The sequence below is a fragment of the Pseudomonas sp. MDT1-17 genome (assembly GCF_054898105.1).
This window is the reverse complement of record NZ_JBUBVM010000001.1, coordinates 3,012,927-3,037,207: the sequence shown is the minus strand read 5'-3', so window position 1 is coordinate 3,037,207 and position 24,281 is coordinate 3,012,927. Positions and strand designations below refer to the sequence as shown.

Annotated in this window: 18 protein-coding genes; 6 read left to right on the top strand and 12 right to left on the bottom strand. The window is 55.3% G+C overall.

The features are described from left to right. Positions 1–9: 9 nt before the first annotated feature. Positions 10–1,689 carry a phosphoethanolamine transferase gene (locus ACYZTX_RS14050; protein ID WP_462034546.1) on the bottom strand — a complete coding sequence of 560 codons (1,680 nt, stop codon included), beginning with the start codon at positions 1,687–1,689 and terminating at the stop codon, positions 10–12. A gap of 194 nt (positions 1,690–1,883) precedes the next feature. Here ACYZTX_RS14050 and galE point away from each other — a divergent pair, with 194 nt between their 5' ends. After that, positions 1,884–2,861 carry a UDP-glucose 4-epimerase GalE gene (galE, locus tag ACYZTX_RS14045; protein WP_462034545.1) on the top strand — a complete coding sequence of 326 codons (978 nt, stop codon included), beginning with the start codon at positions 1,884–1,886 and terminating at the stop codon, positions 2,859–2,861. Positions 2,862–2,905: 44 nt separating this feature from the next. Here galE and ACYZTX_RS14040 read toward each other — a convergent pair whose 3' ends face one another. From ACYZTX_RS14040 to ACYZTX_RS14015, 6 genes are all read right to left on the bottom strand, one after another. Then, positions 2,906–3,637, bottom strand: a complete 732-nt coding sequence (locus ACYZTX_RS14040) for a CpsD/CapB family tyrosine-protein kinase (protein WP_462037040.1) — start codon at positions 3,635–3,637, stop codon at positions 2,906–2,908. 68 nt (positions 3,638–3,705) lie between these two features. After that, the gene (locus tag ACYZTX_RS14035; protein WP_462034544.1) at positions 3,706–5,274 is read right to left on the bottom strand and encodes a GumC family protein; all 1,569 of its coding nucleotides are present in this window, start codon (positions 5,272–5,274) and stop codon (positions 3,706–3,708) included. Positions 5,275–5,294: 20 nt separating this feature from the next. Next, positions 5,295–6,365: a hypothetical protein gene (locus ACYZTX_RS14030; protein ID WP_462034543.1), complete on the bottom strand. Its 1,071-nt coding sequence runs from the start codon at positions 6,363–6,365 to the stop codon at positions 5,295–5,297. Positions 6,366–6,436: 71 nt separating this feature from the next. After that, positions 6,437–6,994: a polysaccharide biosynthesis/export family protein gene (locus tag ACYZTX_RS14025; protein WP_462034542.1), complete on the bottom strand. Its 558-nt coding sequence runs from the start codon at positions 6,992–6,994 to the stop codon at positions 6,437–6,439. A 373-nt stretch (positions 6,995–7,367) separates the two neighbouring features. Further along, a complete protein-coding gene (locus ACYZTX_RS14020; protein ID WP_462034541.1) occupies positions 7,368–7,853 on the bottom strand; it encodes a hypothetical protein in 486 nt (161 codons plus the stop codon). A gap of 315 nt (positions 7,854–8,168) precedes the next feature. After that, complete coding sequence (locus ACYZTX_RS14015) at positions 8,169–8,822, bottom strand: peroxiredoxin (RefSeq protein ID WP_462034540.1); 654 nt, start codon at positions 8,820–8,822, stop codon at positions 8,169–8,171. 254 nt (positions 8,823–9,076) lie between these two features. On the opposite strand from ACYZTX_RS14015, the gene ACYZTX_RS14010 reads away from it, so the two are divergent. Next, a complete protein-coding gene (locus ACYZTX_RS14010; protein ID WP_462034539.1) occupies positions 9,077–9,793 on the top strand; it encodes a glycosyltransferase family 25 protein in 717 nt (238 codons plus the stop codon). 100 nt (positions 9,794–9,893) lie between these two features. Here ACYZTX_RS14010 and ACYZTX_RS14005 read toward each other — a convergent pair whose 3' ends face one another. Then, on the bottom strand, positions 9,894–10,223 hold the full coding sequence (locus tag ACYZTX_RS14005) for a hypothetical protein (RefSeq protein ID WP_462037039.1): 330 nt from the start codon (positions 10,221–10,223) through the stop codon (positions 9,894–9,896). 183 nt (positions 10,224–10,406) lie between these two features. On the opposite strand from ACYZTX_RS14005, the gene potE reads away from it, so the two are divergent. From potE to ACYZTX_RS13990, 3 genes are all read left to right on the top strand, one after another. Then, positions 10,407–11,816: a putrescine-ornithine antiporter gene (gene potE, locus ACYZTX_RS14000; RefSeq protein ID WP_462034538.1), complete on the top strand. Its 1,410-nt coding sequence runs from the start codon at positions 10,407–10,409 to the stop codon at positions 11,814–11,816. After that, a complete protein-coding gene (locus tag ACYZTX_RS13995) occupies positions 11,813–14,098 on the top strand; it encodes an Orn/Lys/Arg family decarboxylase (protein WP_462034537.1) in 2,286 nt (761 codons plus the stop codon). The genes potE and ACYZTX_RS13995 overlap by 4 nt, the downstream gene beginning before the upstream one ends. Before the next feature lie 189 nt (positions 14,099–14,287). Beyond that, positions 14,288–17,119 carry an amino acid adenylation domain-containing protein gene (locus tag ACYZTX_RS13990; RefSeq protein WP_462034536.1) on the top strand — a complete coding sequence of 944 codons (2,832 nt, stop codon included), beginning with the start codon at positions 14,288–14,290 and terminating at the stop codon, positions 17,117–17,119. A 71-nt stretch (positions 17,120–17,190) separates the two neighbouring features. Here the strand turns inward: ACYZTX_RS13990 and betA are convergent, their stop codons facing one another. The 4 genes from betA to speB all read right to left on the bottom strand — a co-directional run bounded on the left by betA (position 17,191) and on the right by speB (position 23,163). Further along, positions 17,191–18,879 (bottom strand): choline dehydrogenase, encoded by a 1,689-nt coding sequence (gene betA / locus ACYZTX_RS13985; protein ID WP_462034535.1) that lies wholly within the window; start codon positions 18,877–18,879, stop codon positions 17,191–17,193. 2 nt (positions 18,880–18,881) lie between these two features. Continuing rightward, on the bottom strand, positions 18,882–20,450 hold the full coding sequence (locus ACYZTX_RS13980) for a purine-cytosine permease family protein (protein ID WP_462034534.1): 1,569 nt from the start codon (positions 20,448–20,450) through the stop codon (positions 18,882–18,884). Between the two features lie 172 nt (positions 20,451–20,622). After that, on the bottom strand, positions 20,623–22,131 hold the full coding sequence (locus ACYZTX_RS13975) for an aldehyde dehydrogenase family protein (RefSeq protein WP_462034533.1): 1,509 nt from the start codon (positions 22,129–22,131) through the stop codon (positions 20,623–20,625). A 27-nt stretch (positions 22,132–22,158) separates the two neighbouring features. Next, positions 22,159–23,163, bottom strand: a complete 1,005-nt coding sequence (gene speB, locus ACYZTX_RS13970) for an agmatinase (protein ID WP_462037038.1) — start codon at positions 23,161–23,163, stop codon at positions 22,159–22,161. Positions 23,164–23,314: 151 nt separating this feature from the next. On the opposite strand from speB, the gene ACYZTX_RS13965 reads away from it, so the two are divergent. Next, positions 23,315–24,229: a LysR family transcriptional regulator gene (locus tag ACYZTX_RS13965; RefSeq protein WP_462034532.1), complete on the top strand. Its 915-nt coding sequence runs from the start codon at positions 23,315–23,317 to the stop codon at positions 24,227–24,229. The last annotated feature ends 52 nt before the right edge of the window (positions 24,230–24,281 follow it).

The following is a 24,281-nucleotide window of genomic DNA, read 5'->3' as shown; positions in this document are numbered from 1 at the left end:
AGCCAATAATCAACGCCTTGCGGCGTTGTTCAGCAAGGGCTGTTTAATGGGGTCAAAATCAAACGATGGAACATAGCCTGCGCCGAGCATATGTGGACATTTCGACGATACAAAATCATCACTTAATAAATCATCCGAACTTTTATACTTATTCGTGAAAACCCCTGTGATATTTAAAAGAGTATGTGGCAACGATGATATGCTGATTTTCTGACTTTCTCTTTCCCTCAGCTTTAAAAGCTTGATTGATTGCTGGCTTGAAACATTATCGGATGCCCAGATAAATGCCGACACCGGGAGGTCATATTCATTGCCAATTCCATGACCCAAGAGTCCTCGACTGTCATCCATCATGTTTTCACCATGATCCGATGAATAAAATAAGACAGAGGGTTTATTGCTTGACTTCAATTGATCAATAATTGTACTTAACAGCCAGTCCGTATATAAAATAGTATTATCATACTCTGCGGTAATTTTGTCTTTGAAGCTGTTTGTTGCCGGCTTGAATTTATCGAAATGTTCTGGGTATCGGCGTGAGTACTCGAAATGGCTACCCTTGACATGAATAAATATGGCTTTCTTTTCTGAATCGCTCTTCTTTAGTATTTTTTCATATTCTGAAATCAATGCCCCATCATAGCTTCTCTCAAAATATTGACGGTATTGTGCCTCTGCAGCTATTTGTGGAATTATTCCGCCAAAACTATCAACTTCCTGTACCGACAACCAATAGGTCATGTACCCGGCTGCGCGATAGATGCTCACCAATGATTTCGTTGAGGCAATGGCGTCCCAATCCCATATAGGCTCAAGGCTCAGCATTGAAGGAACCGCGAACGAGGTATATGGGGCTGTCGTGCAGATGTTATTAAACTTGAAAATCCCCGCCTGCTTACCGAGATTCGGGGTCGTTTCCTTGTTATAACCGTAGAGGGACCAGTTGTGCGGCCGTGATGACTCACCGATCACAAAAACAATGGTTTCTATATTTGATTGATTCGACAGGCTGGTTATTTTTACATCAGATTCTCGACGGCGTTTGATAAGTTCCTCCGTCCCCATATACAAGTCTGCAGTAAGGCCAATTTGTGATAAATAGCCTATAGGCGTGCTTTGATCTTTTGCAAGGAGATCCATGACTGCAGATTTTCCGAAAGAATTAATTTTCACCGTCTTATAAAAATACGCCCCATACCCCAATAGCAAGGCGCTAAAAGCCAGAACAAAAATTCCTTTGTTTTTATATAATTCGCGCTTATGCAGGCCTATTAATCCAGCCCCATAGCAAAATATGAAAATCACCAGAACGATACTGATGGACCGCCAGTAGGTCGGTAGAAACTCGCTTGCCTCCTTATGGTTTGTCAAGCCAATAAATATATAGGCAGCTGTTAATCTCGAGTTGAAATTCAAAACCAAAAAGAGATCAGCAGTTGCTGCCAAATAAAAGGGCAGTAGAATGATGTGAACTTTGAATTGATAAGACGAAATAAATCTAATTGCCAAAAGCCACAACACCGACATGCCAATGGTGTAAAAGACCAATAAATCAATTTTTGAATATTGATAGTTTGTTAGCAACCTAACAATCAACGGCGATAGCAGATAAGACCACAAAACTAAATTTGGCCATTCAGCTTTGAATATTTTTGATGAGTAATCGATAATTTTGGCGGAGTTTTTCATTTGATAATTATTCCCGCAAGATACCCTTTTTCAAGGGTAGCTCTAATGGGCGCGCTCGCTGTATCTTGTTCCAAATATTCTTTCCTTTGACGTTCCAAACGTAGCGAGTCTCGGTTATTAATGGTCAGGCGGATCGCACTGACGTTGCACTCTGTGCTTGCACAGCAATAGTGTCCAGGAAATCGGAGCTCAGGATGAAATTTTTGGTGGTGGGTGGCGCAGGCTATATCGGCTCGCACATGGTTAAGCAGTTACTGCGTGCAGGTCACGAAGTGGTGGTGGCAGACAATTTTTCCACAGGCCATCGCAGCGCCTTGGCGGGCGGAAAATTGGTCGAACTAGACATAGCCGATGCGCAAGCCCTGGACGTCTTGTTTGCCTCACAACACTTTGATGCCGTGTTTCACTTCGCCTCCTTTATACAGGTAGGCGAATCCGTGACTGAACCTGCCAAGTATTACCAAAACAACTTGGCCGCCACCCTGACGTTGCTACAAGCCATGGTTCGTGCGGGAGTCAAGAACTTCATTTTTTCCTCGACCGCCGCCGTCTACGGTGACCCGGTGTATGTACCGATCGACGAGGAGCATCCCAAGGCCGCGATCAACCCTTATGGGCGCAGCAAGTGGATGGTGGAGCAGATGCTTGAAGATTTCGACCGCGCCTACGGGCTGAAATCGGTCTGCCTGCGCTACTTCAACGCCGCCGGAGCAGACCCTGAAGGACAGTTAGGTGAACGCCATGAACCGGAAACCCACTTGCTGCCCCTGATCCTGCAAGCAGCCTCCGGACGGCGCGCATCCATCACCGTCTACGGGCGTGATTACGACACGCCTGACGGAACCTGCATTCGAGACTACGTCCACGTTGTCGATCTTGTTGCCGCTCACGCACTTGCCGTGGATTATCTGCTGGGAGGGGGTTCCAGCACGGCGTTTAACCTCGGTAACGGTCAAGGGTTTTCAGTACAGGAAGTGATAGAGACCGCGCGCAAGGTGACCGGCCAGGATATCTCTGTCAGCGAAGCGCCACGTCGCGCGGGCGATCCACCACGCCTTGTGGCCGATCCGCGCAGGGCCAACACATTACTTGGCTGGCAGCCGCAATTTGGTTCGCTTGAAAAGATAGTGGCGCACGCCTGGAGCTGGGAGCAGAAATACCCTTGGCACTGAAAGTCGGCGCTGGCCAATAGCGCCGATCTCCTGAGGGTGATGCTCTAGTAGTAAGAGCGGTTTTCGGGCTCGGCTTTGTTTAACACCGTGCCAATCAGATTGGCTGTCCCAAGATGATGCAGGCTTTCCTCGATCTCTTTCTTGCTGTTCAATCCATTGGCGACCACGAGCAGGACGCAGTCGAATTTGGGCAAGACGTTAATCACATCATCCGAACTCAACAACGGCGGCAAGTCGAAAATCACGATGCGTGAGTTGTAGCGCTCGCGCAGATCAGCAATCAAATGGCTCACTGCGGGTGATGACAGCACCTCGGTGGAGAGAGGAATCGGCTCACGCGTCGGCAGGACCACAAAGCGCGGCAAGGTCGGATTGACCAGTACATCTTGCAGATCAGCTTCATCTGCCAACAATTCATTAAGCGATTTATCCATCGGCAGACCCAGATACTCACCCACCTTCGGACGACGCAAGTCAAAGTCCACCAGCAACGCCGTCTTGGTCGTGTGATGCGCGATACTCATTGCCAGGTTTATAGCCAACACCGTTTTACCTGCCTCCGGCGTCGGCGAGGTGATGGCGAGCGTGCGCCAGCCATTTTCTTCCATGATTTTTAGAACTTGTGTACGCAGTAGATCGAAAGCCGCGCCCATGTTCGAATTCTTGTTGTAAGCCACAATGCGGTGGCGCTCGAGGTGATCTGGCCGCAAAGGTACAACCTTGGTTTGCACATAACTGAGCGCATTCAGACCTGTGGACTGCGCGGTCGGTGTCATGGCTTTTGAGGAGGTCTGTTGCTCGGCTTTTTCGGTATCGGACTTGATTATTTCCATGGCTATGTTCCTTATGCAAACCGACCCAGAGCTTTAAATATCAGAAGATCCAGAGGCATGTAGAGGAAGTGCAGGAGCACCAGAAAGATCACGATTATCGCGACTCCACAGACGATCAACTGCGCTCGCCACTTCCTGCGGCGTGCCAGTTCAGACTTGGTGTGAATGTAGGGAATGGAAACCAATACGCGTCTACCCAGCACGCTGGCCAAGGCAGCGGCACCGCGCACACGCTGACTCATCATCTCGAGGAGCATCACCAGTGCGCCAGCACCTACCGGGGCAAGCACGAAGCCCATGGCAATCACTTTTTTTCGGTTCGGCCGTATCGGCTTTTCGGGCATCAGCGGTGACTCCAGAAGAACAAAACGCTCGGCTTTGTTTTCCTGCTCCAGGCTTTCGGAAATTTTCGCACCCATTTCCTTCGTGCGAATCTCCTCATATTTTTTACGCGCGTTATCATGGTCACGCATCACCGTGACCAAGCCGCGCTCGACTTGCGGCGTCTCAAGAATTTGCGCCTCGTACTCGGCTATTTTTCTGAGTATTTGCTGCTTTTGATCGGCCAGCGACTTGATACGTGCGTCTGCCGCAGAGATCCGCGCCTGGGCCTTGGCAACGTCCAGATTGACCGAAGCCGCTGCACCACCCGCACCAGCACCTTTGCCAGCCTGAAGTGCAGCAATTTTGCGTTTGACGGCACGCACGTCGGGGTGGGCTTCCGTATACAGCGACTGCAGCCTGATGTACTCCGCTTTGAGGCTACCCAGATCCTGTGGTTTATCAACTGCCGCGCCGGGTGCTCCAGGCTTGGTCGCTAGCCCGGCATTCGCGGCGGAAAGCTCCAACTCATTGAAGCGCAATTCCTCACGGGCAGTTTTGTAGTCACGGTCGACCTCTTTAAGCTCGGTTTCGGCGCGCGTCAACATATTCATGCGCAGCTCCTGATGCTCGGGCAGCGCGTTGCTGTTTGCCTGCTTGAAGTCCGCCAACCGGTTCTCAAGGGCTTCCAGTTCCACCCTGAGCTTGTCCGCCTCCTGCGTCAGGAACTCTGTCGTTTCACTGGCGCGTTCGGTGCGCTGCTTGATGTTTTCATCCAGAAACAGCGTCACCAGCTCGTTGGCCACTTTGGTCGCAGTCTCGGGCTGCCGGTGCTCAAAGCCAAGACGGAAAGCAATCGTCACCTCTCCGCGCCCCTTAATGACAGCACTGACCAGAGTGACTGTAATCGCATTGCGCATTTCCTCGATCTTCTCGGTAACACTCAGTTGCCGGCTTTGCGCAGCGAAAAGATCGTATTTGTTGATGATCCCTTCCAGATGCTCGCGGGTCATCACGCGCTGGCGAATGACTTCGATGCGCTCATCGGCAAAGGTATTGTTATTCGCCGCCACCAGGTCTGGCGAAATCTGCTGAGACTCCACCAGAATCGTGCCGGATGACTCATAGGTAGGCGGGAGAGAAAGCGCGACCGCTACGCACACGCCGAGTATGACCACGAAACTCAGGATCAACAGCAGCGCATGGTGCTTGATGATTGCAATGTAGTCGTTGAACGACATTTCGTATTCAGAGGCCATATTTCTCACACACCTGAATTTCAGAGACCGGGATAACTATAAGTTACCGTCAACCCGACGACGTTTGCAGTGGCATCCGGCAAGCCATCTTGCTGGCGTTGTTTGTATGTGTAGGATAGGCGCGCAATCCAAAAAGGCGAGAGTTCTTGGCTAAACCAGGCACTGTAATTTTGCAGGGTATTAGGCGTCTGGCCTTTGGCGTCTTGCCAGGAGGCATCGAAACCGAGGCGTCGGGTCTCGTCGACGGCATAACTCCATGTACCCCTCAGGGCATCAACCTCGACGAAACCACCGTCCCCGCTGGCGAGAGTGCTACGACTGGCGTCGATGCTGGTATCAATACGCTCACCGGCATATTGCAACGCAACACCCCCCTGGCCTTTGGGGCCGCTATCTGTGCCGGAGACTTGATTGAGACCCGCGTAGACCGTCCCCTTAAACCGCTCGGAGAGCTGGAAATTCAAGCCCGCCGTGGGGGTGTAGCTGTTTGAGGAACCCACCGCAGCCCCCTCTTCCGGCTCATAGCGACTCACTCTAAAACGGGTGAACAACTCGACCTGCTCACTCCATGCATAGTTCCAGCTAAAGCGGGTCGCCAGCTCGTCATAGTCGGTCAGTGAATCAACATCGTAAGTGACATGAGTGTAGTCAGTCTCGTTAACCAGGGTACTTCGCTCGCTGAGAGCAGTGCTCCAGTTGCCGCCCAGAAAATACATCTTTTGCGTGCCATCGGAGGCAACTACGCCGGTGTCCTGAACCACCGTGGAAAGCGTCGAGTTTTCTTCATATCTCGCCGCCAGCCCAAAAGCACCCGTTTCGGTCTCGCGCTGCCACCCTAACCTTAATCTGGGGTCTTCACGGTCCGAAACGATGGACGTATCCGACGAGCGCACGATATTTAACCCGAGACCGAACTGGAATTCATCCTGGCCGGAAGTACCCACGAGGCTGTAATCGGGAGCGATGATGGTACGGGTCACCCCCTTCTCGCCACTGGTAAGAAGCGTCGGGTTGCTGTCGTACTCGACCGTCGAAGGTACCGCTATTGCAGATTGCCAGGTGGCAGCATAGGCCGTGTGCGAACACGACATAGCCAGGATTGCCGTCGCAACCCCGGTCGTTCGAAATCTAAGCAAGATAATCCCTATTGCATCGCGCAAGGCTAAGGCACAAGCACCGTATCGCCGGCCTGAAGTTGGATATTGGTAGACATGTCATTTCCTGACATCAACTCGCTGTAGTTGACGCGCAGGATTTCTTGTTTTGCCCCATTAAGTCGCACGACCTTGATGTCATCCTTGTCGGCGAATTTGTCGAGCCCGCCCGCCATGCTTATTACCTGCAGTACTGACGTTTGACCTGGCATATGCACGGTGCCGGGTTTCAGCACTTTGCCCTGAACGTAGACGAGATTACCTTCGGTGCCTGTGACGACAACGCTCACTTGCGGATCAGGTATAAATTTCTCAAGCTTGGCAGCGATTTTCTCCGCCACAGCGGTGGTATCAAGCCCCTTAACATCGACTTGCCCTGCCAGCGGGAAGGTAATGCTGCCATCGGGAAGTACTTTCACCTCCTGTTTCAGCTTGTCTTCACCCCAAACGGAAACAGAAAGGGAATCTCCCGGACTCAGCCGGTAAGCCGCGTCGTTTCCGACGGCACTGGAAATGCTGGGCCAAACAGCCAGCGCGCAAAGCACAGGTATCAATGAACGGAACATCGGCATTCCTCCGCCTAAGTAGCCATGCAAGGAGCTTAGAACAATAAACCGAGCCAAATCACTCTATCCTAATTTCACGCCAAAGAAACGACTAAACAGCAATCACTTGGAGCGTCTGGGCGGCCAAATCCACCAACGCAACTCATCCGCAACCAGCAGTGCAACTACGAAAGCAAAATAGTGTTATTTCACAATGGCTTAGATTACGCAAGCCACCCCAACCCTTACCGCGCCAAAATAAACTACATCATGCCAGTTAGAGCTGGCTCAGCTGAAACACTGCAAATCTACTGATGCAAGCACAACTAACAGGCATCAATAATTACACACTAAGCATCATTGCAAGACAGGCAATCATCCGCAAAAAACGCCTCTATACCTTCCGCCGGTTGGCGACCACAATAAAACCAAACAACGCGGAAGAAAACAACCAGGCTGCTGCCGGAAGCGATACCGCATTCGGTTGATTGATATAAGAATCAGATCCCCCAACCAACTCTTTATGCTGAACATCAAGCCCCACTAACGGGTCACTGGTAGCCGCCGCCATTAAACCGTCGCACGAAAAAGTATTGACGGTACTTCCTGCCCCAGAACCAGAATCCCTCATGCTGTCAGGCTGGTCATCATCCAAGATAGCAGAGATCGAAGAAGCCAACCCTAAGCTACTTCCAACCGTTAACGGCGCACCACTCGGCCGCTCTTCGAGCGCCTTGCCAAGTTGAGAACTTAACGCATCGCAAGCGGTACTTATGCGACTATTTTCATTGGGCAAACTGGTCGCCTGAACACTGGCAACGGCCGCACCATTCAGGATCACAGAAAACAACACAAATTTTATGACAAGTGTTGAGCGCATAACACCGCCTCCTTGCGTAGGGGGTTATTCTTTTGTCGGCTGACGGAATCTTTATCGGATAAATTGAGCGTATGTGCACATCGCCATTACGTCAACAGCTCGTCACCATAATAAATTTAAATTTCATTTTACGGAGGGTGGCGTCAAAATAACGACACGGCAAGCACCCCAGTTGAGTAAATCTATCCCTATGAAATAGCTTAGCGCTTGGGCATTAGCCCGCAACAGGAGGCTCGCCTCCGACCTGGCGCAGCGCCATGCACCGGGGGACGAAGCACTGTTGGCAACCTTCTGAAAGTACCCGGCGGGTGCCCCCTACTTCGGTTGCGCCACCGTGCGCAAATAAGGTTTCACCGTGTTGAAGCCGTCCGGGTACTTCTTCCTTGCGTCCTCGTCGGAGACCGACGTAGGAATGATCACGTCCTGACCCGGACGCCAGTTCACCGGGGTAGCGACAGTGTGCTTGGCGTTTAGCTGAATGGCGTCGAGCAGCCGCAACACTTCATCGAAGTTGCGCCCGGCACTCATCGGGTAGATCAGCATTGCCTTGATCTTTTTGTCCGGGCCGACAATGAACACCGAGCGCACCGTGGCGTTGTCCACTGCAGTACGAGCGCCGCCACTGGCATTGGGGTGAATCATGTCGTAGAGCTTGGCCACCACCAGGTTCTCGTCACCAATCATGGGGTAGTTGACCGCATGACCCTGAGTCTCTTCGATGTCTTTGGCCCAGGTCTGATGGTTACCGACGGGGTCGACGCTGAGACCGACAATCTTGGTGTTGCGTTTGTCGAACTCCGGCTTGAGCCCGGCCATGTAACCGAGTTCAGTGGTGCAGACAGGGGTGAAGTCCTTGGGATGCGAGAACAGGACGGCCCACTTGTCGCCGATCCATTCGTGGAAATGGAGCGTGCCTTCGGTGGTTTCGGCGGTGAAATCCGGTGCTTCGTCGCCAATACGAATGGTCATGTGCGTTCTCCTCGCGGTGAAGGTAGGGAAACTCTTGGAACGGTCCAGTATAGGAGACCTTGAAGACTTCGCCCTGCACCCCGCCGAAGGGACGCACGCCGATTTTCGAGACCAAAACTTCATCAGGAAATGCTGCCTATACTGCAATCCGGGGTCGATACCGCCTGTCGGCAGTGCCTAACGTTCGATTTTTTCCGAAGTCTGCGAGTTCCCCAATCCAACCGCCCTGATTGTCTGCTCTGAGGACCTGACAGATGAATGTGATCGACTATTTTGATGGAGCAAGAATCATCAATATCTCGTCAAGAAAGGATCGCCGTTTAGAAACAAAAGAAGAATTCGCTCGCTACGGCTTTCACATTGATGATGAAAAAATAGGCTTTTTTGAGGCTGTTACGCCCAGTGAGGGAAATGGCTTCCCGAGCGTCGGCGCCAGAGGCTGCTTTTTGAGTCATCTGGGGGTGCTGGAAGAGGCAATACGCCTGAATCTGAAAAATATCTTGATCATGGAGGACGACATACAGTTTTCCAGACGCACTCTTGAATTTGGGAGACAGGCCATCAAGTCTCTGGAAGGTATGGAGTGGGACATCGTCTATTTTGGGCATCCGTTTGAAGGAAATTCAAATTCGCCAGTCTGGGAAGTAGTCGACCGCCCCATACATTTGTCCCATTTCTATGCTGTAAACGGGAAAAGCATTGGGAAATTGAGGGATTTTCTATTACAGATTCTGAAGCGGCCGCCGGGACATCCTGACGGAGGTCCGATGCATTATGACGCTGCTCTCAATACGCTTATTCACCAGAACAAAGATATCCGGGCTTACTATTTCACCTGGAATTTTGGCTATCAAAGGCCCTCGCGGACAGACCTGCATGCGCTTTCCTTCTTTGACAGGACGCCTCTCCTGCGGCCGGTAATGGATATGCTCAGGAGGTTGAAGGCAAAAAACCTGAGAAGAACTCGATAGTTTTCTGTTACTTCTCTCTCCTTAGGGAAGGTCTGATGTATTTACCCAGCCCGACACGGCGCAGGAGCCGTGTCCGGGTGATGTGCTGGGCCGCACCTGGTCATTTGCGCGCCAACTTATACCGCACGCATTCCTCATAAAAGCTCTCGCGCAGGGCAGCGGGCTTCATCCGCGAATGACTGTCATAGGTCTGCTCGGTAATGCCCATCGCCATCATGTGCATCCACGGCTTGCTGAACTTGTAGGTACGTAACTTCTGTCGCGCTGTATACAGTGAAACGCCGGACAGTTTGAGTTCCTGTGCCCTCGCCGCGGTACCTGCGCCCCAGTTGCAGAGGTAACGATCATTCGATGCCAGTTCTTTGGCCTGGACAGAGGCGGCAACGCTCGCCAAGCCTAACGAAATCAGCGCAACCATCACATTCCGCATTTGCATTCGATCCCAACTAACTGAAAATAAATTGATTTTGGTCAAAAATTTGAAACTTCGGGGCCAGCAAAATGCCTTAAGTGAGCTATAGCCTGTTTTCTCAGTGCCTTGCGGGCAGTTCTTGCGGCATTTCAATCCTTTGCTATAGCTAGCACTTCTCAATGCATCCAGTGAGGCAACGGAATGTCAGTCGCAAAAAAAATGACGGTGGGTCAGCTGACGATGTTGACGGCCGTCAACATGTTGGGCTCAGGCATTGTGCTGCTACCTACAAAACTCGCCGAAGTCGGCGGTATTTCCATTCTTTCCTGGCTGATCACAGCCACCGGCTCCCTGGCGCTGGCCTATGCCTTTGCGCGCTGCGGGATGCTCAGCCGAAAGACCGGGGGCATGGGCGGCTATGCCGAGTACACCTTCGGCAAGGCGGGCAACTACATCACGAACTACACCTATGGGCTCTCGCTGTTGATTGCCAACGTGGCGATCAGTATTACCGCGGTCGGCTATATCCAGGAACTGTTCCACATCAAGCTTGATTCACTGCAAGTGGGCCTGGCGACCATCGCTCTGTTGTGGATCACCACGTTCGCCAACTTCGGCGGCGCGCGGATTACCGGCCGGATCGGTGCGATCACGGTTTGGGGGGTGATTGCGCCGGTGGTGCTGGTGTCCACCATTGGCTGGTACTGGTTCGACAGCAGTGTCTACGCCGCCGGTTGGAACCCACACAACATGGGCTGGTTCGAAGCTGCAGGTGCATCGGTGGCGATCACCTTGTGGGCATTCCTCGGTCTGGAGTCGGCGTGCGCCAACACCGATGCCGTGGAAAATCCGGAGAAGAACGTTCCGATTGCGGTACTCGGCGGCACCCTCGGCGCGGCGGTGATCTACATCGTCTCCACCAACGTCATTGCCGGTATTGTCGATAACCCTGCACTGGTCGCCTCCACCGCCCCCTTCGGTCTGGTCTTCGCCAAGATGTTCACCCCGTTGGTCGGCGACATTGTGATGGCCGCGATGGTACTCGCCTGCATCGGTTCGTTGCTGGGTTGGCAGTTCACTATTGCTCAGGTGTTCAAAAGCTCGGCGGACACCGGTTACTTCCTGTCGATCTTCGCCAAGTCAAACAAGGCCGGAACGCCGATTGTCGGCATGTTGGTGCTGCTGGCCGCGCAGACGGCGCTGGGCTTTCTCACCATCAGCCCGGACCTGAGCAAACAGTTCGACACCCTCGTCAACCTAGCGGTGGTAACCAACCTGGTGCCGTACATCCTGTCCATGGCCGCCTTGATGACCATGCAGAAGGTGTCCAACGTACCGCCAGGCAAGGCGCTGGTCACCAACATCATTGCGTGGGTGGCGGCGTTTTATAGCTACCTGGCGCTCTACAGTTCGGGCGAGCAAGCACTGATGCTCGGCGGCGTGGCGACCATCTTCGGTTACACGCTGTTCGGCTTCGTCAACAACCGCCTGATCCGCCTCGAAGCGCTCAATAACAGCGTTCCGACGCAGACCGTCAGCGCCCAGCACATCACGGGCAAACCGGTGCCGGTCAACAACTTGCAAGCAGGCACAGTGGAGGCTCAATCATGACGGAACATAGACATACGCTCGGGATGCTGACGCTGTTAGTCAGCAGCCCGCCGGACAAACGCACCGTCTTTGGTCGCGCCCTGAACCAGTTGGTCAACGATGTGGAGGAACGCGCCGTCAGGGTGCTGGCGTCGGAAACCTTGAGCGACGCCACGTCGATCCTGCGTTCGGACCCGGCCATTCAATGCGTGCTGCTCAGCTGGGAAATGGACAACAGCGAAGGCCACGAGGAATGCATCAAACTGCTGGTCAGCCTGCGCGAGCGCAACACTCGGGTGCCGGTCTTTTTGATCAGCGACCGCAGCACCGCGTCGAGCATTCCGCTGGTGGTCATGCAACACGCCGATGACTTCATCTGGCTGCCCGAGGACACCAGTCGCTTCCTCAGCGGGCGCATCCTGGCGGCCATCGAACGCTATCGCCAAGCCGCGCTACCGCCCATGTTCGGCGCGCTGGTGAAGTTTTCCCGGACCTATGAATACTCGTGGCACACCCCCGGTCATGCTGGCGGCACGGCGTTTCTCAAGAGCACGGCGGGCCGGGCGTTCTACGAGTTCTTCGGAGAAAACCTGCTGCGTTCCGACCTGTCGATTTCGGTCGGCGAACTCGGTTCGCTGCTCGATCACAGCGGCCCCATCGGCCAAGGCGAGCGCTACGCCGCCAAGGTCTTCGGCGCGCACCGCACCTATTACGTCACCAACGGCTCGTCGACTTCCAACCGCGTCATTCTCATGGCCAGCGTCACACGCAATCAGATTGCCCTGTGCGACCGCAATTGCCACAAGTCCGCCGAGCACGCGATGACGCTGTCCGGGGCCATTCCGACGTACCTGGTGCCGACCCGCAATCGCTACGGCATCATCGGCCCGATCCTGCCGCAAACCCTGAGCAGCGACGGCGTCAAAGCCGCCATCGCCAACAACCCCTTGGTCAAGGAAGGGATCGACCCGACACCGATCCACGCCATCATCACCAACTCCACCTACGACGGCCTGACCTACAACGTCACCCGCGTCGAAGAGCTGCTGGGCCAGAGCGTCGACCGTCTGCATTTCGATGAAGCCTGGTACGGTTATGCACGTTTCAACCCGTTGTATCGCGAACGCTTCGCCATGCACGGCAGTCCGGACGATCACGATGACTCGAAGCCGACCGTGTTCGCCACACAATCGACGCACAAGTTGCTGGCAGCCCTGTCCCAGGCATCGATGATTCACGTGCGCAACGGCCGTAACCCGATCCATCACGGGCGTTTTAACGAGTCGTTCATGATGCACGCCTCGACCTCGCCCAACTACGCGATCATGGCCTCCTGCGACGTCAGCTCGGCGATGATGGAAGCGCCCAGCGGCCAGATCCTGACCACCGAATCCATCGAAGAAGCCATCAGCTTCCGCCAGGTCATCTCGCGCATGCACAACGAGATGCTGAGCAAGGATGAGTGGTTCTTCACGTGCTGGCAGCCACCGTCGGTAAAGGTTGGCGCGGTATCAGTGCCGTTCCATGAAGCGGATCCGGTGCTATTGAAAACCGAGCCGAATTGCTGGGTGCTTCATCCCAACGAGGTGTGGCACGGTTTCGGGGACATCGAGGAAGGCTACTGCATGCTGGACCCGATCAAGGTCTCGGTGCTGAGCCCCGGCATGGGCGACGACGGCAACCTGCTCGACTCGGGCATCCCCGCCTGCGTGCTCACGGCGTACCTCGGACGTCAGGGCATCGTCGTCGAGAAAACCACCGACTTCACCATTCTGTTCCTGTTCTCTATCGGCATCACCAAAGGCAAATGGGGCACCCTGGTCAACGCGCTGCTCGACTTCAAACGTGACTATGACGACAACGTCGACCTGGAGCTGTGCCTGCCCGACCTCCTGAGCGCCAACCAGCAGCGCTACGCCGGTATGGGTATCAAGGACCTGGCCGACGATATCTTCGCCGCCATGAAGAAACACAAAACCACCGCAACCATGGCCCAAGCGTTCGGCATGCTCCCGCAAGCCGAATTCAGCCCGGTGGAGGCCTACGAAAAACTGGTCAAGAACGAAATCGAACGGGTCACACTGGAAGAAGCCGCCGGGCGGATCGTTGCGACCGGGATAGTGCCCTATCCACCCGGTATTCCACTGCTGATGCCGGGCGAAAACGCAGGGCCAGCGGACGGTCCGTTGTTGGCCTACCTCAAAGCGCTGGAAAGCTTCGACAAATCCTTCCCGGGCTTCACCCATGACACCCATGGGATCGAAAGCGAGGGCGGGGTTTATCGCTTGCTGGTGTTGAAATGAGTTAAAGCTTTCCCTATGGCCGTCCATCACGGTGATGTGATGGCCGTAGGCCATTTCCAGAACCCCGCTGGCGCCGCCAACCACTCTGCACTAACGTACACACTCGGCCTGAACCCTTCAACAGGCCGCTCAACGCTGCATTTTTTGCCTGTTATCCTCGTATAGATCATGCGGAGTCTACAAAATAACATGCAGGATGCCCGCCCAAACCCCACGCTTCGTCTGGAGTATTGTGTCGAACGTCCGATATTCATGGACTTCTTACAGCAAGCAAGACGCTCGCCGGATGCAATGGCTGTCATCGCTCAAGACGCGACTTGCAGCTACCGTCAGCTTGAAGAGATCAGCCGGGGCATTGCTTCCTTCTTGATTGGAAAGGGCGCTACCGAATCCGACCGGGTGGTTATTGTTTCGAATCGCTGTGCGGGGTTGGTCTACGCAATGCTCGGTGCCTCACGTGCCGGAATGACGTTCACCGTTGCCGACATTGCCTATCCACCTGCGCGCATAGCCCAAATCATTCAAACACTTCAGCCTTCCTTTGTGCTGCTATGCGGTGGGGCTACCGTCGACCTCAATCCCGAACACCTTGAGCCGAGTGCAGAGAGTTCGTCTCCGCACGTCGTTAGAATCCCGGAAATCCCCACTGAATCACTGCGTGAGTTCGCCGTTGATCAAAAGGCTTTGCTGGAGGTCAATCCTGGTCATCCGGCCTATATAACATTCACCTCGGGCAGCACCGGTGAACCGAAGGGGATTGTGACAAATCATGCGCCTTTGGTGCATTTTATCGAGTGGCATACCCAGCGTCATTCGCTATCAAAAGACGATTGCTTTTCCTTACTGTCCGGGCTGGGTCATGACCCTGTCTACAGGGACGTATTTACACCGCTCTCCATTGGCGCAAAAGTTATCATTCCGGCACAGTCGACGGTCATAGATCCTTCGGCTTTGGCGGCGTGGATACATAAGAACAAAATATCCATTATTCACGTTACCCCGCCACTGGGAAAACTCATTGAAACCGGAGCAAAACTTAACGCACTAAGATTCACCACCCTGCGATATCTGTTTTGGGGAGGAGATGCATTAAGCATTACGTTATACGAACAAATACGCGTGGTGGCGCCCAATGCCGTTAGTGTGAACTTTTACGGCACGACGGAAACACCGCAGGCCATGGCGTACCATCACATTGACCCTGAAGCCGATAATTCAAAAATCCCACTTGGGAAAGGAATTGAAGACGCACAGTTGCTGGTCGTGGATGACACTAATCAGTTGGTCTGCGAAGGAAAGACCGGAGAGATTTTAATACGCAGTCCCTATTTGTCGCTGGGATACTGGGATGACACAGCGCAAACCCGGGAAAAATTTGTTGTCAATCCATTTACCAATGTCGAGGACGACATTTGTTATAGAACCGGCGACCTTGGCACTTATCTTTCTGATGGCAGTGTCAGCTTTCTAGGGCGGGGCGATAGCCAGGTCAAGATTCGGGGACATCGAATTGAGCTCACTGAAATCGAAGGCGCATTATCACGGCATCCCCGAATCAAGCAATGCGTTGTTTTAGCCGTCAATGAACGGTCGATCGTAAGACTGGTTGCTTATTGCGTTTCGACAAAGCCTGTTTCATCTGTTGATTTACGTGAACATGTCAGCAGTGAACTCCCGGAGTATATGGTGCCGGCGTTGTTCGTCTTTTTGGACGCTATTCCACTGACGCCGAATGGAAAGATTGATAAGCGAGCATTGCCTCCGATTGCCACTCACACGGATGTGTCGTCCGTAAATTCGAGCCAGGATCTATCGCCGCTCGCGCTAAAGCTGGTGGCTACATGGTCTGGAATACTTGAAGTCACGCACATCAATGCAAACTTATCGTTCGTGGAACTGGGTGGGGATTCACTCTCGTTTGTTCAGGCTTCAATGGTGCTTGAAGAGCTTATTGGTCATCTGCCAAACCAATGGGAAATGATACCCGTACGTGAACTTTGTGAACTGGCCAACAAAACCACGTCTTCAAAGTGGTCAATTCGGGCAATGGAGATGCCCGTCTTTTTACGCGTGATATCTATACTGCTTATTGTTGTCGGACATTTTCATATTTTTTCAAAATGGCCAGTGGCAGGAGAGACGACGATCTTGTTTTTAGTCTCCGGCATCAGTCTGGCAAGGTTTCAACTTCAAGCCATCAATGAACGCGGCAACGCGCGCACGCTGGTAAAATCCATTATCAGTATCGCTGCGCCCACTATTCTGTACACCCTGCTGACTCAGATTCTGTTCGACAGGATTCATTGGCAAACAGTGCTGCTGATTTCGAATTGGTTTCCAACGAATGTCATCGGCGTGTTTGCCTATTGGTATATTGAAGTTCTGCTGCAAATGATAATAATCATTGGATTCGCTCTGTCGTTCGAGCGCGTCAGAAAAATAACAATGTCGAACCCGTTTCGTCATCTTGTCATTGCGTCATGCGCATTGGCAGTGGCTGACGTTCTGATTAATGCGTATGTGTTTGATGCTACAGCGCTCTATAACAGAGTGCCACAGCACTACCTTGCGATTATGGTGCTCGGCATGGCCATTCACTATGCCCATTCAAGAGCCCAGAAACTGGTTGTCAGTGCGGTGGCTGTCATTGTGATGGGCGGGCGAGATATTCTGGGAATCTTCGGGCATGGATTACCCGGACTCTACATGAAGGAATATATTGATATCGCCTTGCCTGCCGTTCTCGCGGTGATTTGGATCAGGTCTATCCCCGTGCCAGGCATCATCGCGCGGGGACTTGCATTAATAGCGTCGTCAACGCTGTATATTTATTTGACGCACTTTCAGTTTCTGTCCCTGGCCCGTCACATCTATGATCAGCCGGCGCTCGCGGTAGTCCTTGCGATAGCCGGTGGTATTGCGGTTGGTTACGCCTGGAACCTGAGCGTTCGAATGCTTGTAATGCGCTGGAATCGAGGAGCAAAGAAGAGCAGTTCGGATACGGTTGAGCGAGTGGCGTGACCGTTCACGCGCCCTCCTCCCGGGCCAGGCTAGCTTCCCGATAACCTGGCGCAGGCACTGCCTCTATCGGCTCAAACTCTCACATTGCGCCCCGGCAATGATGATCGCTGGCTGGTTTCCCAATCCTGGCCCAGACCGACAGGCGCATCGGACGTCGGCAGCATGGTGCACCCACGAACCAGATCGGAGGCCCGTTCGGCCAGCATGATAGTCGGTGCGTTGAGGTTGCCGTTCGGCTCGGTCGGGAACACCGACGAGTCGATCACCCGTAAACCCGCGATGCCCCGCACACGCAGCTCGGAGTCAACCACTGCCATCTCGTCCTCACCCATGCGGCACGAGCCGCAAGGATGGTAGGTGCTTTCCAGGTTTTCACGAACGAAGGCGTCGATCTCTTCATCGGTGTTCACCTGCGGCCCGGGCGCGATCTCGCCGTCGCGGAAGCGGTCCATCGCCGGTTGGCCGATGATCTCGCGAGTCAGGCGTATGCAGCGGCGGAAACCTTCCCGGTCCTCTTCGCGTTGCAGGTAGTTGAATTGGATCTGCGGATGCTCGTAGGGGTCAGCGGAGCGAGCCCGCACATAACCGCGGCTCTTGGGTTTGTTTGGCCCGGTGAGCACCATGAAGCCGTGGCCCTTGATCGGTTTGTTGCCGTCATAACGCATGGCCGCGGGCAGAAAGTGGAACTGAATGTCCGGCCAGCGCAGGCCCTTGTCCGAGCGGATGAAACCACCGGCCTCGAAATGGTTGGTGGCACCGAGTCCGTCCTTGAACAGCAGCCAGCGCAGACCGATCAACAGCTTGCTCAGCGGGTCCATTTTGCTGTTGAGCGTCACCGGTTCCTTGCAGCCGAACTGGATGTAAACCTCGGCGTGATCCTGCAGGTTCTCCCCTACTCCCGGCAGGTCATGGCGGACGCCGATCCCGGCTTTGCGCAGGACCTCGGCCGGGCCGATACCGGAGCGTTGCAACAAGTGAGGAGAGCCGATGGGCCCCGACGATACGAGCACTTCCCGGTTGCAATAGACCTGGTGGGTCTGGCCTTCATGATCATAAATGATGCCGACGGCTCGCTTGCCTTCAAGGATGATCTGGCGGGTCATTGCATGGGTGATCACGGTCAGGTTCGGACGTCCCATGGCCGGGCGCAGGTAAGCGTTGGCCGTGGAGCAGCGCACACCGTTTTTCACCGTCATGTGCATGGCACCGAACCCTTCCTGCATGTAGCCATTGCAGTCATCGGTCTTGATGTAGCCTGCTTCTGCGCCGGCCTCGACCCAAGCCCCGTACAAAGGGTTTTTCATATGATTGCCGTTGGTGGTGTGCAACGGACCCGTGCTCCCGCGATAGCCGTCACCGCCCTCCTCGTAGTGCTCTGCCCGCTTGAAGTAAGGCAGGCAATTGCGGTAACCCCAACCCTGTGCACCGAGGGACTCCCACTCGTCAAAGTCATAGGCGTGACCACGGATGTACACCAGGCCATTGATCGATGACGAGCCACCGAGCACCTTGCCTCTCGGGCAGTGGATACGACGGCCATTGAGGTACGGTTCGGGCTCGGTTTCGTAGCGCCAGTTGTACTTTTTGGTGTTCATCGGGATCGAAAATGCACTCGGCATCTGGATCACCACACTGCGGTCGCTGCCGCCGAATTCCAGCACCAGGACTGAGGTGGCCGGGTCTTCGCTCAGGCGGTTGGCCAACACACAACCCGCCGAGCCGGCACCGATGATGATGTAGTCGTATTTTTGCGTAGCCATGATTATCTCCGGGCCGCCGATTCGTTGAAAACAGGCAACGACGGCTTGGTCAACGTGTCGCCGGTGGTGTATTGCGGGGATGTTTTTTCGATGTGCTGGATGATGGCCTCTTCACGCTTGAGGTCGATCGAGCGGCTGAACCAGTAGTAGACCAAACCCGATACGATCAGCCCGACGAGCCAGGCGATGTCGATGCTGCCCAGTGCTTTGGCGAGTGGGCCGACATAGACCTCTCGCTGTTCAACGCCGTCGTAGATGTAGAAAAACGGGATCATCGAAATGAAGCCGATTGCGTACGCCGCGATGCCGCGCAGGCCCCAGCTGCCGTAGATGTTGCCGTGCGGCATGAAGAAGTGCGGGATGGCGTAGCGGCCCTTGCGGACGAAGAAGTAGTCGGTCAGGTTGACCGAGGTCCAAGGCACCAGGAAGTACAACATCACCACCAGGTAGATCCCCAGCACCGACAAGCCTTTGCCCGAACTCTGGATGCTCAGGGCCACGCCCAGTTGCAGCAGGATCACGAAAGCGATGGCCAGGATGCGCGCCTTGCGCGTCGGTTCGATGTGCTTGATGGAGTCGACGCAGGTCAACGTGGTCAGCTTCGCACTGTAGATGTTCATCGCGATGACCGGCAGAAAAGCCAGGATCGTCACAACCACCACTGCGGTACCCACCAGCGGCGACAACGTGTTGCCGACTTGCCCGAGGGCGACCAGTACGTCAGTGGAATGCAGATGATCCGCCAACCAGCCACCCACCGAGATCATCCACGCGCCGGACAGCGAGGCGCCCAGAAACACTACGGCGATCAGCTTGCCGCTGGAGGTGTTCTTCGGCAGGTAGCGCGAGTAATCGGACACATACGGGGCGTAAGCAATGTTGTAACTCGCTGCCGCCGCGAACTGGGCGATGAATCCGGTCCAGTTGAAGCCCAGCGGTGGCGGAGCCACTTCACCGGCCGCCAGCACCGGCATCGGCGCATCGGGAACCCAGCCCATCAGAACCGCCAACGTCACCAGCCCGTAAAGCGGAATCGACAAAAACAACGCCCATTTGAAACTTCGGTGCATCCAGTCATGACCGAGAATCGCCAGGATCGCCGCGGGCACCGTCACGGCCACCGCCACCACGGCAGGATTGAAACCGAAGAGCGTGTGCAGGCCCTGCATCATCAACACCAGATTGACGATGTTGAAACCGGCGAACACGAACAGTGTTGCCAGCAAAACGAGAATGACGCCGCGATAGCCAAACTGCGCACGCGACTGGATCATTTGCGGCAGCCCGAGGTGTGGGCCTTGCGAGCCGTGAAACGCCATGAACAGCGTGCCGAACATGATGCCCAGCGTGCCGGCGAGTGTGGTCCAGAGCGCGGTCAGGCCGACGCTCGGACCGACGAAGCCGATGGTCATGGTGAAGAAGGTGAAATTGCCGAGGAACCAGAACGGACCCTGGCTCGACAGTTTGTCAGTGCGCTCGCTCTCCGGGATGAAGTCAATCGAATGCCCCTCGACGACGGGTTTGTCATCGCGGGTCAACACGCTTGGGGCGGCTTTGGCGTCAATGTTCATGATGGTCTCTTATTGTTGGAAGATCATGACGAGATAACTGCATTCTTTTGGATGAACGTCCCTGTGGGAGCGAGCCTGCTCGCGAAGGCGATGTGTCAGGCGACATTGATGCTGGATGTGCCGGCCTCTTCGCGAGCAGGCTCGCTCCCACAGGGATTGAGTCAGCCATGACTCAGGGCAGTGTGATCCAGACGGCCTTGGTCTCGAGCAGATAATCGAGCTGCTCCGCGCCCAGATCCTTGCCGAATCCGGACTGTTTGTAACCACCGAACGGCATCGACGGGTCGATGGTGCTGTGGGCGTTGACGTAGACCGAACCTGCCCGCAACCGTGGAATCAGGCTGTGCACGCGCCCAAGGTCATTGGAGTAGAGCGCGGCCGCCAATCCGTACGGCGAATCATTGGCCAGGGCCAACGCCTCTTCTTCATCGTCGAAAGGTGCAGTGACCAGCACCGGACCAAAGATCTCTTCCTGGACGATGCGCATATCGTTGCGGCAATGGGCAAAAATGGTCGGCTCGACGAAGAAGCCGGGACCCTCGACAGGCTGGCCGCCGTAGACCAGTTCGGCGCCTTCTTGTTTGCCGGTTTCGATGTAGTCGCTCACTCGCTCCTTTTGCAGCGCCGATACCAACGGGCTGATAAAGCAGTCGGGGTCCAGGCCCGGCGCGATCTTCAGCGTGCGGGTGTAGGCGATCAGTTCGCGCAGGAATTCGTCGTAGACGCTGCGATGCACATAGGCGCGAGTACCGGCATCGCACACCTGACCCGAGTTGAAAAACACCCCGTTGGCGACGGCTTGTGCGGCGGCTTTCAAGTCCGCATCGGCCAATACGATTACCGGTGATTTTCCTCCGAGTTCGAGGGTTAGTCGCTTCATTTCGTCCAGCGCAGCGCGGCCGACGGTGCGGCCGACCGGGGTCGAGCCGGTGAAGGTGAGCTTGTCGATACCGGGGTGCGTGGCCATGGCCGCACCGACCACGCTGCCACGTCCGGTCACGATGTTGATCACCCCGTCCGGGATCCCGGCTTCCTGCACCAGTTCGGCAAATCGCAGGGCTGAAAGAGAGGTCAGTTCGGCGGGTTTGACCACCACGGTGCAACCGGTTGCCAAGGCGGCGCCGAGCTTCCAGGCCATGGTTTGCAGCGGGAAGTTCCAGGGCACGATGGCACCCACGACACCCACCGGTTCCTTGCGCGTATACGCCAGGTAGTTGCCCGGCAGCGAGGGCTCGACGGTGCGCCCGTGAAGCTTGGTGGCCCAGCCGGCGAAGTAACGCAGGGTATCGACCGTGCCCTGGATATCAACATCCCGTGCCTGGGCCGCGGACTTGCCCATGTCGATCGATTCGATTTCGGCCAGTTCGGCGGCGTTGTGTTCTATCAGGTCAGCCAAGCGATGCATCAACCGCTCGCGCTCTGCCGGCTTGGCCTGACGCCAGGCGCCACCGTCAAACTGTGCCCGGGCGGCTTGCACCGCGCGATCCAGATCCTGGGTGGTGCCCATAGGAATACGCGTGATCAGACCCTCGGTCGACGGTTCGATAACGTCGGATGTCTGCCCGTCGCTGGCCTCCACAAAGGCGCCACCGATGAACATTTTCTGAACCTTGCTGAGGAAGGTCTGGGTGGCTTCGGATACACCGAATTTCTGCAGGTACTGCTTAACGATCGTGTCCATTTTCATGCTCTCTGTGCGGCGGTCAGATCACGCCGTGGCCGTGGAGGTTTCGCTCATGGCGTGCCGTGCTTGAGCCCGCTCGTGGAAGATGAAACCGATGCTGTTGAGCAGCAGTTGCGCCGCCAGAATCGAGGTGATGCCGGATGGGTCATAGACCGGTGCCACCTCGACCAGATCCATGCCAACAATGTTGCCTTGGCTGCGTTTGGCCAGGGCCTGGATGATTTCCAGCACTTCGTAATAGAGGAAGCCGCCATGGCTGGGCGTGCCCGTGCCGGGTGCGATGGACGGGTCGAAACCGTCGATGTCGATGGTGATGTAGTAGTTGATGTTTTGCGGGATCAACGCCAGTACGCCTTCGACACCCAGGCGACGCACGTCGCGTACCGAGAGAATCTTCGAGCCGGCCGCGTGGGCTGCTTCGTAGTCGTCGCGGTTGGACGAAGACACGTTGCGGATGCCCATTTGGGTCATGCCGACAATGTGGTTCATTTCCGAAGCGCGGCGCAGCGGGTTGCCATGACCGTAGCGAACGCCGTGGCGTTCATCGACGAAGTCCAGGTGCGCATCGAAGTGGATGATGTGGATCGGGCCGCGCCCCTCGAACGCCTTGATGACCGGGGCGTGAACTGAATGATCGCCACCGAGTACAACGGGCATGACGCCGGCATCGAGAATCTTGCGCACGGCGTACTCGGTGTTCTCGTTACTGGTGACCATGTCGGTGTGCACGATGTCGGCGTCACCGACATCGACCATGCGCACGTCCGATGCGGTCAGGTACATGACGTCATCTTCATGGTCATAGGCGCCGGCATGGCCGAAGGAAAACAGCGTCGATGCCTCGCGAATTCCGCGTGGTCCAAAGCGTGCGCCGGAACGCCACTGGGTGCCCATGTCGTTCGGTGCGCCAAGGATGGCGACATCGGCATCGAGCGTCTCCCAATCGGTGCACACCGGGGATTTGGCGAAGGTGCAGTGGCCCACGAATGGCAGGTTCAGGCGACCGGATTCATAACCGTTATTCGACATTTCAGGCATCTCCAATTCTTGTTATCAGCTAGCGGACTTGGAAGGCGACCGCCGTTGGAATGACTATGGGCGCAGGTTTTCGTGGAAAAAATGCTAAACATCAGATACTCATATCGGCATTACCGATGCATCCACACGCGGGAGGTCCAAGGTGATCCAGCTGCACGATGTCGATCTGAAATTGCTCAGGGTGTTTGCCACGATTGTCAGGTGCGGGGGCTTTTCTGCCGCGCAGGCGGCGTTGAATGCCGGCCAGTCAACCATCAGCGAACAAATGACTCATCTGGAAACCCGGCTCGGGGTCAAACTCTGCCAACGCGGGCGCAGCGGCTTTCGCCTGACCGAGCAGGGCGTGGCGATCCATGAAGCCACTCAGCGCCTGCTCTCGGCGGTAGAAAATTTCTGCATGGACGCCGACGTGCTCAAGCAGCACATCAGCGGAAAGCTCAACCTGGGGATCATCGACACCACCATTACCGACCCCGATTCACCACTGCCGCGCACCACCCAACGCTTCGTGTCTAGGGGGCACGACGTGCACCTGAACGTGTACGTGGGCACTCCCGCAGAACTGGAAGAACGCGTGCTCGACGGCCGACTGCACCTGGCCATCGGGCACTTCCCGATCTACGTTCCGGGCCTGTTGCATTCGCCGCTGTATCAGGAAGCACTGGGGTTGTATTGCGGACGACGGCATCCGCTCTATGGCAGCAAGGCCGAGGGGGACGAACTGCTCGAGGAGATTGCCGCGAGCCGAATCGTCGTCAGGGGTTACATGCAGCAATACGACCTGGAACACCTGGGTGTCAGCAAGGCTGCGGCCACCGTGGACAACATCGAAGCGCTGGCGATTCTGCTGATCTCCGGTGCCTACCTGGGCTTCCTGCCCGTGCACTTCGCCACTCAGTGGGTCAAGACCGGCGAGATGCACCAACTGGCGCCCACCAGCTTGCAGCTGATGTCGCCGTTCGACGTGATCACCCGACGCGGCACTGCCCCGCCGCCGATTCTTCAGGCGTTCCTCGAGGATCTGGCCGCCTGTTCGCGTAACACCAGCAATACCTGACAGGCACGGCTCTTGCCACTCATACTCATTCAAATCGCAACCCTTGCAGGCC